Source organism: Microbacterium thalassium (assembly GCF_014208045.1).
Classification (GTDB): Bacteria; Actinomycetota; Actinomycetes; order Actinomycetales; family Microbacteriaceae; genus Microbacterium; species Microbacterium thalassium.
Genome location: NZ_JACHML010000001.1, coordinates 1,368,565 through 1,381,713 on the forward strand (window position 1 = coordinate 1,368,565; position 13,149 = coordinate 1,381,713).

9 protein-coding genes are annotated in these 13,149 nt (G+C 73.3%); 4 read left to right on the forward strand and 5 right to left on the reverse strand.

Annotated features, from left to right (window positions below; genetic code table 11):
• Positions 1-91: 91 nt before the first annotated feature.
• Together HD594_RS06335 and HD594_RS06340 are read right to left on the reverse strand one after the other, a co-directional pair.
• The gene (locus tag HD594_RS06335; RefSeq protein ID WP_184750141.1) at positions 92-886 is read right to left on the reverse strand and encodes a DNA-formamidopyrimidine glycosylase family protein; all 795 of its coding nucleotides are present in this window, start codon (positions 884-886) and stop codon (positions 92-94) included.
• The gene (locus HD594_RS06340; RefSeq protein ID WP_184750142.1) at positions 873-5,654 is read right to left on the reverse strand and encodes an ATP-dependent helicase; all 4,782 of its coding nucleotides are present in this window, start codon (positions 5,652-5,654) and stop codon (positions 873-875) included. The genes HD594_RS06335 and HD594_RS06340 overlap by 14 nt, the downstream gene beginning before the upstream one ends.
• A 107-nt stretch (positions 5,655-5,761) precedes the next feature.
• Between HD594_RS06340 and HD594_RS06345 the strand changes: the two genes are divergently transcribed.
• The gene (locus HD594_RS06345) at positions 5,762-6,811 is read left to right on the forward strand and encodes a hypothetical protein (protein WP_184750143.1); all 1,050 of its coding nucleotides are present in this window, start codon (positions 5,762-5,764) and stop codon (positions 6,809-6,811) included.
• Positions 6,812-6,842: 31 nt separating this feature from the next.
• On the opposite strand, the gene HD594_RS06350 is transcribed toward HD594_RS06345, so the two are convergent.
• Positions 6,843-8,540: an ABC-F family ATP-binding cassette domain-containing protein gene (locus HD594_RS06350; protein ID WP_184750144.1), complete on the reverse strand. Its 1,698-nt coding sequence runs from the start codon at positions 8,538-8,540 to the stop codon at positions 6,843-6,845.
• A gap of 252 nt (positions 8,541-8,792) precedes the next feature.
• Between HD594_RS06350 and HD594_RS06355 the strand changes: the two genes are divergently transcribed.
• Positions 8,793-9,011 (forward strand): hypothetical protein, encoded by a 219-nt coding sequence (locus HD594_RS06355; protein WP_184753014.1) that lies wholly within the window; start codon positions 8,793-8,795, stop codon positions 9,009-9,011.
• Here HD594_RS06355 and HD594_RS06360 read toward each other — a convergent pair.
• On the reverse strand, positions 9,008-9,676 hold the full coding sequence (locus HD594_RS06360; RefSeq protein ID WP_184750145.1) for an alpha/beta hydrolase: 669 nt from the start codon (positions 9,674-9,676) through the stop codon (positions 9,008-9,010). The two genes, HD594_RS06355 and HD594_RS06360, sit on opposite strands and share 4 nt — an antisense overlap.
• 55 nt (positions 9,677-9,731) lie before the next feature.
• The gene (locus HD594_RS06365) at positions 9,732-10,355 is read right to left on the reverse strand and encodes a hypothetical protein (RefSeq protein ID WP_184750146.1); all 624 of its coding nucleotides are present in this window, start codon (positions 10,353-10,355) and stop codon (positions 9,732-9,734) included.
• A gap of 90 nt (positions 10,356-10,445) precedes the next feature.
• Here HD594_RS06365 and HD594_RS06370 point away from each other — a divergent pair, with 90 nt between their 5' ends.
• Together HD594_RS06370 and HD594_RS06375 are read left to right on the forward strand one after the other, a co-directional pair.
• A complete protein-coding gene (locus HD594_RS06370) occupies positions 10,446-11,033 on the forward strand; it encodes an NUDIX hydrolase family protein (RefSeq protein ID WP_184750147.1) in 588 nt (195 codons plus the stop codon).
• A 34-nt stretch (positions 11,034-11,067) separates the two neighbouring features.
• A complete protein-coding gene (locus HD594_RS06375) occupies positions 11,068-12,984 on the forward strand; it encodes a M3 family metallopeptidase (protein WP_184750148.1) in 1,917 nt (638 codons plus the stop codon).
• Positions 12,985-13,149: the final 165 nt, after the last annotated feature.

Below are 13,149 nucleotides of genomic sequence, written 5' to 3' on the forward strand. Positions count from 1 at the left end.
ACGGCGCGGAAACGCAGGCGTATCGTCGGCGGCATGTGGCTCTGATCGGGACTTCCCGACGCGGCGCGACAGATCGTCCGTCACCGCTCGCTCAGGACTCGCTCTGGCAGCGCGGGCACCAGAAGACGATCCGCTCGCGGGTGGGATCGGCGCCGAGCGCGGCGCCGCGGATGGGCGTGCCGCAGCGCCGGCAGGGACGGTTCTCACGGCGGTACACCCACGTCGTGGCTCCGCGCCTGCTGTCGCCGGTGAAGGTGCGGTGGAGCCGGTCCCGGTTGGTACGGATCATCCGCGCGCCGACGTCGACGAGGGCGGCGGTGTCCACGTTGCGAGCCGGGGTCGTGGGGTGCACGCCGCGGACGAACAGGATCTCGTTGGCGTACTCGTTGCCGAAGCCGGCCACGTTGCGCTGGTCCTGCAGCGCCACGTGCGCGGCGCGGTCGTCGGCGGCGAGTCTGCGCGCGGCTTCGGCGGGGTCCCACGCGTCGCTCAGCGGATCGGGGCCGAGATGCCCGACGAGCCGGTCCTCCTCCGCGGTGGGGACGAGCGCGATGTCGGCGAGGTCGAAGCCGACGGTCTCCCACCGGCTGCCGTCCGGTGCGGTCGCGTCGATGACGGCGCGGGCCGTGTATGCGGGTCGCGGCCAGCGGCCGCCGGGTCGCTGGAGGTGCCACCGGCCCTCCATCTTCAGGTGGGTGCGCAGCGTGTCGCCGCCGATGCGGTGCAGGATGTGCTTGCCGCGGGCGGCGACGCCGTGAACGGTGAGGCCGGTGAGATCGGCCGTCGCGAGCTGGGGGACGCGCACGTCGAAGCGCGTGATCACGGCGCCGGCGAGGACCTCGTCGAGGCGCCGGGCGGTGCGGAACACGGTGTCACCCTCGGGCACGTGCCGCCTCGCGTGCCGCATCGCCGGCGGTGAGACGGCGCAGCGTCAGCCCCCGCGGCGACTCGACGAATCCCGCCTCGCGCAGGGTCCGCGCGATGCCCGAGCCATGGATGAACGCGCCGTTGACCTGCTCGATCGTGAGGGTCTCGAGCCGTCGTGACCGGGCGGTGGCGACGAGATCGCCGGCGGCGGCCGCGAGAACCGCCTCGTCGCCGGTGAACGCCAGCGCGGACTTGCCTCCCCGCTCGAGGTACAGCGCGAGCGATCCGTCGACGAGGACGACGAGCGCCCCCGCCTTGCGGCCGGGGCGGTGCGTCACGCCGTCGAGCGCCGGCCACGGCAGGGCGGCGCCGTAGGGGTTGGCCGGATCCGTCGCCGCGAGCGTGACGGCGCGGTTCGGGGGCGGATCGCCGCGCGAGGCGAACTCGCGGATGCGGTCGATCGTCGCCGAGGTCGCGAACTGCGCGGCGCCGAGCTTCTCGACGATGTAGCCGCGACGGCAGTGGCCCGCGTCCTCGAAGCCGGCGAGCACGCGGTAGGTCTGCGCGAAGCCGCCGGCGACTCCCTCGCTCTGCACCGCGCCGCGGGTCACCACGCCGTAGCGGTCCAGCAGCAGGCTCGCGGTCGCCGCCGCGCGCATGCCGGCGTCGCTCTCGGGTTCGGGCAGCAGCGACCACCGGCCGCCGGCGTTGGCGGGGCGCGCGGGAACGGAAGCCGCGACGGCGCGCACCGCGGCGCCGCGGTACAGACGCGCGCGAGGTGTGCGCCGGGCCGTGCGATGAGCCCCGGCGCCGCCGCCGAGGAGCGTCCGCAGGGGCGCGAACGTGTCGTTCGTGACGCGGCCCGACCACGCGAGCCGCCACAGCGCTTCGAGCACGGCCTGCTCGCTGTCGGCACCGGTCGCACTGCGCAGCTGCGCTGCGAAGTAGGCGCCGCCGCCTGCCAGCGCGGCGACGACCTGCTCATCGAGCGAACCGGCGGCGACATCCTCCTCCGGCGGCGGCAGTGTCAGCGCGAGGGTGTCGGCGGGGTGCAGCGCGATCCAGCCGTCGTTTCCCGGAAGGCCCCCGTGCCCGGACCATGCGACTTCGCCGGTCGACGTCAGCTCGTCGAGCATCGCCGGGGTGTAGCCGGCGACGCGCGCGGGCAGCACGAGCGACTCCCAGGCGCTCGCCGGGATCGGCACCCCGGCGAGCTGCTCGACGACGGCGGCGACGCCGTCCACGCCCTCGAGCGGTCTGGTGACGTGCTGCCAGGCGGGCAGGAAGCGCGCGAGCGCGTCCTGCGGCACCGGCTCGACGCTGCCCCGGATCGCGGCGAGCGAGCGCAGCCGCAGCCGCCGCAGCACCTCGGCGTCGCACCATTCCGCTTCGTCGCGGCCCGCGGGGACATCGGATGCGGGCAGGAAGAAGCCGGTCGCCAGCCGTCCCTGCGATTCGAGGCGCTGCAGGGTCAGCCGGGCGACGGCCACGCCGATCCCCAGGCGGTCGGCAACGGCATCCGCCCGGAAGGGCCCGTGCGTGCGGGCGTGGCGCGCGACGAGGTCGCCGAGGGGATCGGCGACCGGCTCGGTGAAGGCGATCGGGACGCCCACCGGCAGCGCTGCGCCCAGCGCGTCGCGCAGGCGCCCGGCATCCTCGACGGCCGCGGTGCGCGCGTGCCCGGCGATCGTGACGGCGATGGCACGCCTCGCCGCGACGAGCTCGTCGAGGAGCGCCTGCGCATCCTCGGCGGTGGGATCCGCGCCGTCGGGCTGCAGTCGCTCGGCGACCTCGGCGGCGTCGAGCGGGCCGAGCAGCCGCAGCAGGTCGGCGACGCCTTCGACTCCGCGCACACGCCGCGCCGGATCGAGGCGCTGAGCCTCGCGCTCGAACTGGGCGATGACGTCGGGGTCGAGCAGCTCCCGCATCTCGACGGTGCCGAGCAGCTCGCTCAGCAGCGCCGGGTCCACCGACAGCGCGGCCGCGCGGCGCTCGGCCAGCGGGGAGTCGCCCTCGTACATGAACGCGCCGACATAACCGAACAGCAGGTCGCGCGCGAACGGCGACGGCTGGCTCGTGGTGGTCTCGACGAGGCGGATGCGGCGCTCGCCGATGCCGCGCATGAGGCGCAGCAGCGCGGGCACGTCGTAGACGTCCTGCAGCACCTCGCGCAGCGTCTCGAGGATGATCGGGAACGTCGGATGCCGGCGCGCCACCTCGAGCAGCTGTGCGGAGCGCTGCCGCTGCTGCCACAGGGGGCTGCGGCGGCCGGGGTTCCGGCGCGGCATCAGCAGGGCGCGCGCGGCGCATTCGCGGAAGCGCGAGGCGAACAGCGCCGAGCCGCCGACCTCTTCGGTGATGAGGGGGTCGAGCTCATCGGGGTCGAACACGAACAGTTCGGCGCCGGGCGCGTCGGCTTCGGCATCCGGGATCCGCGCGATGATGCCGTCGTCGCTCGCGACCGCCGATCCCTCGACGCCCAGGCGCTCGCGGATGCGCGCGTTCACCGCGAGCGCCCACGGCGCGTGCACCTGCATGCCGTACGGGGAATGCAGGATGACGCGCCAATCGCCGACCTCGTCGCGCGAGCGTTCGACGGTGAGCGATCGGTCGGTGGGCACCGTGCCGGTCGCCTCGCGCTGCTCGGCCAGGTACGCGCGCAGGTTGCCGATCGCGCGGTCGTCGAGCCCGGCCGCGCGCAGGCGGGCGTCGGCCTTGTCGTCGTCGGCGCCCGAGACCTCGCGCGAGAACCGGCCGAGGGCCTCACCGAGCTCGGCGGGGCGGCCGATGCCGTCGCCGTGCCAGAACGGCACCTTGCCGGGCTGCCCGAACGCCGGCACGACGTTGACGCGGTCGTGCGTGATCTCGACGATCCGCCAGCTCGTGGTGCCGAGCGTGAACACGTCGTTCACGCGGGACTCGTAGACCATCTCCTCGTCGAGCTCGCCGACGCGTGCGTTCTGCGCCTCGCCGGCGACGAAGACGCCGAACAGCCCGCGGTCGGGGATCGTCCCGCCGCTGGTCACCGCGATGCGCTGCGACCCCGGCCGGCCGGTCAGCGTGCCGTGATCGCGGTCCCACACGACGCGCGGGCGCAGCTCGGCGAACTCGTCGGACGGGAACCTCCCCGACACCAGGTCGAGGGTCGCCTCGAACGCCGAGCGGGGGAGCGAGCGGAAGGGCGCGCTCCGCTTCAGGGTCTCGTACCAGCCCTCGACGTCGACCGGACCGAGTGCGCAGGCGGCGACGGTCTGCTGCGCGAGGATGTCGAGAGGGTTCTGGGGGACCTGGATCGCCTCGATCTGCCCGGCCAGCATCCGCTCGGTCACGACGGCGGTGTGCAGCACGTCGCCGCGGTGCTTGGGGAACAGCGCGGCCCGGCTCACCTCGCCGACCTGGTGTCCGGCGCGGCCGATGCGCTGCAGGCCCGAGGCCGCCGACGGCGGTGCTTCGACCTGGATCACGAGGTCGACCGCGCCCATGTCGATGCCGAGCTCGAGGCTCGACGTCGCGACGACGCACCGCAGGACGCCGGACTTCAGCTCTTCTTCGACCTGCGCGCGCTGCTCCTTCGAGACGGAGCCGTGGTGGGCCTTCGCGAGCACCGGATCCGCCCCGGCCGTCGCCCCGGCCTGCGCCTCCCCGGTCGCCCCTCCACGCGTCGCCTGCGCGCCGCGCGGAGCCTCTGCTCCGTGGGCCCCCGTGGCGGCCGGGACGGTCGGCTCCGGGAGGTCGAGCCCCAGCCGTTCGCTGTAGATCTCGTTGAGTCGCCCCGTGAGCCGCTCGGCGAGGCGACGTGAGTTGCAGAAGACGATGGTGGATCGCTGCTGCAGGATGCGGTCGACGATCGCCTCTTCGACGTGCGGCCACACCGAGCCGGTCATGTCGGTCGATTCGGGACGGCGGCGCGGACCCGAGTCGAGGAACCAGTCCTCGTCATCGGGCGCGGCGTCGGCGGCATCCGTCGTGGTCTCGCTGCCCGGGGCGGGAGGCGGGTTGACCATGTCGTCGATGGGGACGACGACGCGCATGTCGAACGCCTTCGTCGCGCGCGGCGCGACGATCTCGACGGGCGCGGCGCCGCCCAGGAACCGCGCGACCTCGTCGATGGGGCGGACGGTGGCCGACAGCCCGATGCGCTGCGCGGGGGCGGCGGCGGGGTCGTGGGCCTGCCGCAGCGCGTCGAGCCGTTCGAGGCTCACCGCGAGGTGCGCCCCGCGCTTGGTCGCCGCCACCGCGTGCACCTCGTCGACGATGACGGTGTGCACGTCGCGCAGCGTCTCGCCGGCGCGGCTCGTGAGCATGAGGTACAGCGACTCGGGTGTCGTGATGAGGATGTCCGGCGGCGCCTGCACGAGCTTGCGCCGGTCGCTCGACGTCGTGTCGCCGGAGCGCACGCCCACCGAGACGGCCGGCACCTCGAGTCCCAGCCGCCGGGCCGACTGCCCGATGCCGACGAGCGGCGAGCGGAGGTTGCGCTCGACGTCGACTCCCAGCGCCTTGAGCGGCGAGATGTAGAGGATGCGGGTCCCGCGCGGCGGGTCGCCGCGGCGGCGAGAGCCGGAGGCGGTCGGGGCGGGCGCGGCATCCAGATCGTGGAACACACGGTCGATCGCCCACAGGAACGCCGACAGCGTCTTGCCCGAGCCGGTCGGGGCCACGACGAGGGCGTGCTTGCCCTGCGAGATCGCCCGCCACGCTCCGGTCTGTGCGTCCGTCGGCTGCGCGAAGGCACCCCGGAACCAGTCCTGGGTGGCAGGACCGAAGCTCTCGAGCACATCGCCCACCCCACCATCTTGCTCTCCGCCGCCGACATCGGCGCGGCTGTGGACAACGGGTCCGAGGCGAGCGGCGCCTCGGCTAGTGTCACCTCACGCCGAAACCTGGGGAGAGCATGCGTCGAGACGCCGTCCTGTCCGCCGTCCCGCTCGCCCTCGCCGCCCTGCTCGCGGGCTGCGCGAGCTCCCCGGCGGCGCCGGCGGTGACCGAGACCGTCGCGGCGGCCACGCCGACGCCGACTCCCACGCCGACGCCCGAGGTCCTTCTCATCGGCGCTGGAGGGAGGCCGCCGACCGTGTTCGGCGGCGACTGCGCCGCGGCGCTTCCGGCGACCGCGATCGAAGAGGCGGTCGGGATCTCATCGGCCACGGTCGAGGCGCGTCGCGAGTCCGCGACGGTGGCCAACGTCGGCGGGCTGGCATGCTCGTGGCGCGGGCAGAATTCGGCCGGCGGCGAGAGCTCCGGCAGCGTCTGGATCCTCCCGCAGGCGGGGCTGGGCGACGCCGCCCTGAGCTCCGCGGACGAGGACTACTACTTCGGCGAGTGCGAGGGGTACTGGTGCTCGTGGCGCACCACGGCGGATGGGCTCGAGATCATCGGCGGCTCAGGGGATCCAGAGGCGGTCACGCGCGCCGGCGCCGATGCTCAGGGCTCCGCCCTCGGCGCGCTCATGCCGAGGGCTCTCGACGACGAGCCGTGGGAACGCGATCGCACCGGGTGGTGGCAGGCCGACTCCTGCAATGCGCTCGCCGCGGGGCTGGGCGAGAGCCTCGGGGCCTCGATCGCGTGGGCGCCGATGGGGTACCACGACGTGCCCGCGCCGGCACATGCTCTGGTCGACATCGCGTCGCACACGTCGTGGTGTCTGCTGACCGGCGGAGAGCCTCAGGGCGACGGTCCGCACTTCGCAGAGGTCCGGCTCGATGCGGGCATCGCGTGGTCGGTGCCCGGGGACTACACCGCCACCGCGCACCCGGTCGACGCTGCGGGCGTCACGGCGTACTCCGTGGAAGAGAACCTGGCCTACTCCTTGGGCTCGTCCGTCCTGCTCACCGACGGCGTGAACGTGATGCAGCTGACGGTGGTGCCCGACGGTCCGTGGCCGGCCGCAGACGTCGTGGAGGCCGCTGCGGAGTGGATCGCGTCGACCGCGTCGCAGCCGTAATCGACGACCGCGGGCGGACGTCACCGCGCGACTAGGAAGTGACGTCCACGTCGGCGAGTGTCCCGGCGGATGTGAGCGCCAGGACCCGGTCCAGGCCGAGCCGTGCCAGGAACGCGTCGTCGTGGCTGACGACGAGCACCGCACCGCGGTAGGCCGACAGCGCTGCGACCAGCTGGTCGACGGTGTCGAGGTCGAGGTTGTTGGTCGGCTCGTCCAGCACCAGCAGCTGCGGCGGCGGGTCGGCGAGCAGCAGGCGCGCCAGCGCGACGCGGAATCGCTCCCCGCCCGACAGCGATGCGACGGGTCGGTCGACCGCGGCGCCCCGGATGAGGAACCGGGCGAGGCGGTTGCGCAGCAGGGCCGCGTCGACCCCCGGGGCGGCCGCCGACACGTTGTCGAGGACGGATGCCGCGTCGTCCAGCCCGTCGACCCGCTGCGGCAGGTAGCCGACGCGGTCGGTGAGCGCCCGCGCCGTGCACGTACGCAGGAGAACCCGGGCCGCAGCGGTCGGCATCCGCTCCTCTTCGTCGGTTCTTCCTGCATTCGTGCTCACCGCCGGTGCGTGGCCGTCGCCGTCTCCCGCCGACGCCACGAGCTGTTCGAGCAGCGTCGTCTTGCCGGCGCCGTTCGGACCCACCAGCGCGACGCGCTCCGGGCCCTGGATCACCCACGTGCGCTCGCCGTCGCACAGCTCGGCGAGCCGGCGTCCCGCCGGCACGGACGGATCGGGCAGGTCGATCCGCACGGTGTCGTCGTCGCGGACGCGGCGCTCCGCGGCATCGAGCGCGGTGCGCGCCGACGCCTCGCGGTCGGCCTTCTCGCCGCGGAGCTTTCCGGCCGAGACCTGCGCAGCGCGCTTGAGCCCGCCCGCGACGATCGGGGGCACGCGCTTCTCGAGCTGTGCCTTGCGGCCATAGGCCTGACGGCGCGCGAGCTTGGTCTCGGCCTCGATGCGCTCGCGCTTCTCGCGCCGCACGACCTGGGCGGCGGCGCGCTCGGCCTGCCGTGCCGCATCCTGCTCGGCGTCCAGCCAAGCGCGCCACTGCGAGTACGGTCCGCCGAACACGCTCAGCTCATCGCCGTACAGCTCCGCTGTCTCGTCCATGAGTTCCAGCAGCGCCGTGTCATGGCTCACGACGACGAGAGCGCCGCGCCACGACCGCACCATCTCGTGCAGCAGGGTGCGCGCGTCGCGGTCGAGGTTGTTGGTGGGTTCGTCCAGCAGCGTGATGGGTGCGCGCCGCAGGCGGATGCCGGTGACGGCGGCCAGCACCGCCTCGCCCCCGGACAGCTCCCCGACGCTCCGGTCGAGCATGCCGGGTTCGAGCCCCGCCTCGGCGAGTGCCGCGTGGGCGCGTGCCTCGATGTCCCAGTCGTCGCCGACGGCGTCGAAGTGGCGGGGATCCGGGTCGCCCGACTCGATGGCGCGCAGCGCCCCGAGGGCCGCCCCCACGCCGAGCAGGTCGGCGACGCCCCGGTCGACGTCGAGCGTGAGGCGCTGCGGCAGGAAGGCGACGTCGGCCGACCGCGCGATGTGGCCCGCGGCGGGCGTCAGCCCACCGGCGATGAGCCGCAGCAGCGTCGATTTGCCGGAGCCGTTGCGGCCGACCAGGCCCGTGCGGCCCGTGCCGAAGGATCCCGAGACGTCGGTCAGGGCGGGGGTGCCGTCGGGCCACGCGAACGAGACGCGGTCGAGGACGAGTGAGGGGGTCGTTGTGTGAGCGGGCATGAGGGCCTCCGGTGTCGGTCATGTGCTGACACGCGGATGCCGCCACGAGCGGATACGGCGGTATGCCGGAGGTGCCCGGAGGAGCGGCGGGTCGACGGTCAGCGCGGATGGGGGCGCCGGCACGTCGATACGACGGATCAGCGCGTGGTCACGCGGTCGCGTCGGTGCTCTTCAACGGTTCGTTCCTCACACTCGGGAAGGGGGCGATGGCAACCATAGTGCACCGCGCGGCTGTGCGGGTACTGTCAGAGCATGTCCGACGGAGGCGACGGGGGCGGCCCGCCAGAGGAGCGCAAGCCGGATGCCGCCAGCTGGGGAGCCGGCATCGCGATCGGCGTCGGCGCCGGCGTCGCGATCGGCGTCGCCCTGGGCAACCTCCCGCTGGGCATCGCCATCGGCGCGGGCATCGGCATCCCGATGGCGATCGCGCTGTCGGAGGGCAAGCGCCGCCGCGGGAGCGGCGGGTCCTAGTCCGCGCCGGACGCGAACCCCTCCAGCTGCTTGTCGAGGAACGCGCGCACGTCGTCGAGCTCGGCTTCGGACACGCTGTGCGTCAGCCCCGGGTAGACGCGTCCGGACAGGTCGGTGTGGGCGGGGAGCCACTCGACGGTGTGTTCGACCAGCGGCGACGGGATCACGTCGTCGCGCGTGCCGCGGCCCCAGAAGACGGGCGGGCGCACCTCGGCGAGCTCGGCGTCGCGCGGGAGGGCGCCCGGGGTGGCGTATCCGCTCAGGTTCACGGCGTAGGCGAAGCGCTCGGGCTGCAGCCGCAGCGCCTGCAGCGACACGGCGGCGCCCTGCGAGAACCCGAGGAGACCGACGGATGCCGCCGGAGCGGCGTGCGCATCCACCCACGCGATGAGGGCTTCGCCGGCCGCCGTCACGTGCGACGGATCTCGGCCGTCGAGCCCCTCGATGGGGTACCACGAGCGGCCGGGCATGGGCCAGGGCGGTGCGAGCGGGGCGGCGACCGACGCCACGACGAACTCGGCGGGCAGATACGCCGTCAGCCCGAACAGGTCGCGCTCGTCCGAGCCGTAGCCGTGCAGCAGCACGATCAGGTGGCGCCCGGCGAGGTCGGTCGGGGTATGCGACCACAGGACGGCCGCGGCGTCGAGGGCGAGCGGTTCCGGCATGGATGCCATCCTGCCATCGCGCGCCGACGGCATCGCCTGCCGGTGGCCGTGCCCGTCAGATCTTGATCGGGAACGTCAGCAGGATGGCGATGCCGACGATGTCGAGGACGACCGCCATCCCGAGCAGAGCCCGCCCGACCCAGGTCTTGACGTCGCGCTGCGACATGGCGGTCAGGAACAGCACGAGGGCGAACATGACCGTCAGCAGCGAATAGTCGTCGCCGCGCTGGTTGTTCTCGAGCGCCGCGGCGAACTTCTCGTCCGCTGTTTCCGACAGCTCCACCGCCTCCTCGGTCCCCGGGGGAACGTATTCCTCCCGGGCGAACGGCGAGTTCTCGACCATGCCGTCGGCGACCCAGGCCTCGTACGCCGGAGTGAACCACGGTGTGAAGCGCGCCTCGACGTAGTCGGCGAGCCGGTCGTCCTCGTCGGCCTTGGCGCCGATCCACAGCGTGTACACGCTCAGGTCGAGCTGGCGGGCCGACTGCGCCTCGCCCTCGGCGGCGGTCGACTGGATGCGTGCGGAGGACGCCTGGCTGAAGGCGATCGACATCTCGCCGCCCCACTTGGACGCCTCGAAGCCGCACCAGGCGGTCAGGACGGCGGTGATCGACAGGACGAACACCGCCACGATGTCCTGGATGCGCTGGATCGTGCTCTCGCCGTCGTCGCCGCTCACGGTCATTCCCCTGTCTGCATGTTGAGGGTAAGGATAGAGGCATTCGCGGCCGTCGTGCACGCATCCCGCGGGGGGCGGTATACAGGACGCATGGCCGTTCGCACTCCTGATCCGGAGCCGGCGGGCGACGAGCCCTTCGGGCCGCCGTCCGGCAGCGTCTCCAACCCCGCCTGGCTGACCGACATCGAGCTCGCCGAGGTCCGTCGGCGACTGCCGATGCTCTACGTCGAGGCGATCCCCGTCCGCACCGACGGCATGGGGATGGTCACCCAGGTCGGGATCCTGCTGCGCGCGACGCCGGTCGGCGAGATCACGCGCTCGATCGTCTCCGGCCGCGTCCGCTACGGCGAGACCGTCCGCGACGCGCTGTTCCGGCATCTCGAGAACGACCTCGGCCCGATGGCCTTCCCCCTCCTTCCGCCCCAGCCGGTGCCGTTCACGGTCGCGGAGTACTTCCCGCTGCCGGGAGTGACGGCCTTCCACGACGACCGGCAGCACGCCGTGTCGCTCGCCTTCGTGGTGCCGGTCACCGGGACCTGCGAGCCCCGGCAGGACGCGCTCGAAGTGACCTGGATGGCACCCGAGGAGGCGGCGTCGGAGTCGCTGGCCGCCGAGATGGAGGGTGGGCGCGGAACGCTCGTGCGCATGGCTCTCGCGAGCGTCGGGGCGTTGCCCTGACAGGACCGTCGGCCGCGGCCCGTAGGCTCGACGCGTGACCGACACCGAACCGCTGCCGCTGCCCACCGACGTCGACGGCTGGATCGCGTTCGCGACCGATCGGCCCGTGGGCCGGCGCGCACGCGTCGCTCACATCGACGAGACGCTTCGGACGGACGCCGGGCTGAGCGTGCTCGAGCGCCTGCGGCTGTGGAACGATGCGGAGGCCGCGCTTCGCGAGGCGCTCGACGCGAGCTACCTGGTGAGCGAGTCGCACCCCGATGCCCGCGTTCGCGAGGCCGCGGAGGCGCAGATCGAGCAGACGGAGTCGCTCGCGAGCTCGCGCCTGCTCGACCGAGGACTGTGGGCGGTCTTCGCGGATGCCGCCGATGAGGGCCTCGACGGGCAGGCCGCGCGGATGCTGGCGCACCTGCGCCGCGACTTCCGCCGGGGCGGCGTCGATCTCGACGATTCGGCGCGCGAGCGCGTGCGCGAACTGACCGACCGTGACAGCGCGCTGTGCGTGGCGTTCTCGCGGAACCTGCGCGAGAGCCGTCGCGAGATCCGCGTCGACCCCGCGGCACTCGCCGGGCTGCCTCAGGACTTCGTCGACGCCCACCCGGTCGGCGACGACGGCATGGTGCGGCTGACGACCGACTACCCCGACCTCATGCCCGTGCGGGAATACGCATCCGATCGCGCGACGCGCGCGGCGCTGGTGGCCGCCTACAACGACCTGGCGTGGCCCGCGAACGAGCCGGTGCTCGCGGAGCTCCTCGCGGTGCGCGCCGAGCGCGCGGAGCTCCTCGGCTACACCGACTGGGCGGATTTCGAGGCCGAGCCGCGCATGATCGGCTCCGGTGCCGAGATCCCGCGCTTCCTCGGCAGGCTCGACGCCGCCTCGCGGGAGGCGGCGGCGCAGGAGTACCCCGTGCTCCTGGAGCGTCTGCGCCGCGATGCGCCCGGCGCCGACGAGGTCGCGCTCTCGGACTTCTGGTACCTGCTGTCGACCCTCAAGCACGAGCGGTTCGATGTCGACCCGCAGCTCGTCCGCTCCTTCTTCCGCTTCGAGCGGGTCGTCGACGGCGTGCTCGCCACGACTTCGCGCCTGCTGGACGTCGAGTACACGCCCGTGGACGCACCGAGCTGGCACGAGGACGTCCGCACGTACGACGTCGTGCGGGCAGGCGCCCGGCTCGGCCGCATCCACCTCGACCTGCACCCGCGCGACGGCAAGTACGGGCACGCGGCGTGCTTCGGCCTCGTGCCCGGCATCGCGGGCAGGCAGCTGCCCGAGTCGGTGCTGCTGTGCAACTTCTCCCGCGGCCTGCTCACGCACGACGAGGTCGTGACGTTCTTCCACGAGTTCGGACACCTCGTCCACGCGATCCTGGGCGGCCATCAGCCGTGGGTGCGCTTCAGCGGCGTGGAGACCGAGTGGGACTTCGTCGAGGCGCCCAGCCAGCTGCTCGAGGAATGGGCGTGGGATGCGGACGTCCTGGCGACATTCGCCCGCAACGACGCCGGCGAGGCGATCCCCGCCGAACTCGTCGAGCGCATGCGCACGGCCGACGCCTTCGGTCGCGCCCTCGAAGTGCGCCGACAGCTCGGCCACGCCACCGTGTCCTACCGGCTCCACGTCGAGCACCCCGCCGATCTGCAGGCCGCGACCGAGACGATCTACGCCACGACCAGCCCCGTCCAGCCCCTGCCGGGGCTGCATCCGTACGCCGGGTTCGGGCACCTGACCGGGTACGGCGCCTGCTACTACACGTACCAGTGGAGCCTCGTGATCGCGCGCGATCTGCTGAGCGCCTTCGCGGGCGACCTCATGGACCCCGGTGTCGCCGCCCGCTACCGCGCCGAGATCCTCGAACGCGGCGGCAGTCGCGACGCCACGGACCTGGTGGGCGCGTTCCTCGGCCGGCCATTCTCATTCGACGCGTACCGGGACTGGCTCGCCGGGAGCTGACGCTCCCATCGGCTGGGGCCGCGTTCGGCACACATAGGCGGGGCGGGTAGAGTTCTCCTACCCGAAGATCGCAGTCCCCCCCCGCTGCGTGACCCACATCCCCCCATAACGACGTCGCCGTCGGTGACGTGACGTCGCCTGTCGATCCCGCGATCATCCGCGTCG

What these genes read in the sequence shown, in the direction of transcription:
- HD594_RS06345 (WP_184750143.1), top strand. Translation starts at nt 5,762, where the DNA reads ATGCGTCGAGACGCCGTCCTGTCCGCCGTCCCGCTCGCCCTCGCCGCC.
- HD594_RS06355 (WP_184753014.1), top strand. Translation starts at nt 8,793, where the DNA reads ATGTCCGACGGAGGCGACGGGGGCGGCCCGCCAGAGGAGCGCAAGCCG.
- HD594_RS06360 (WP_184750145.1), bottom strand. Translation starts at nt 9,676, where the DNA reads ATGCCGGAACCGCTCGCCCTCGACGCCGCGGCCGTCCTGTGGTCGCAT.
- HD594_RS06350 (WP_184750144.1), bottom strand. Translation starts at nt 8,540, where the DNA reads ATGCCCGCTCACACAACGACCCCCTCACTCGTCCTCGACCGCGTCTCG.
- HD594_RS06370 (WP_184750147.1), top strand. Translation starts at nt 10,446, where the DNA reads ATGGCCGTTCGCACTCCTGATCCGGAGCCGGCGGGCGACGAGCCCTTC.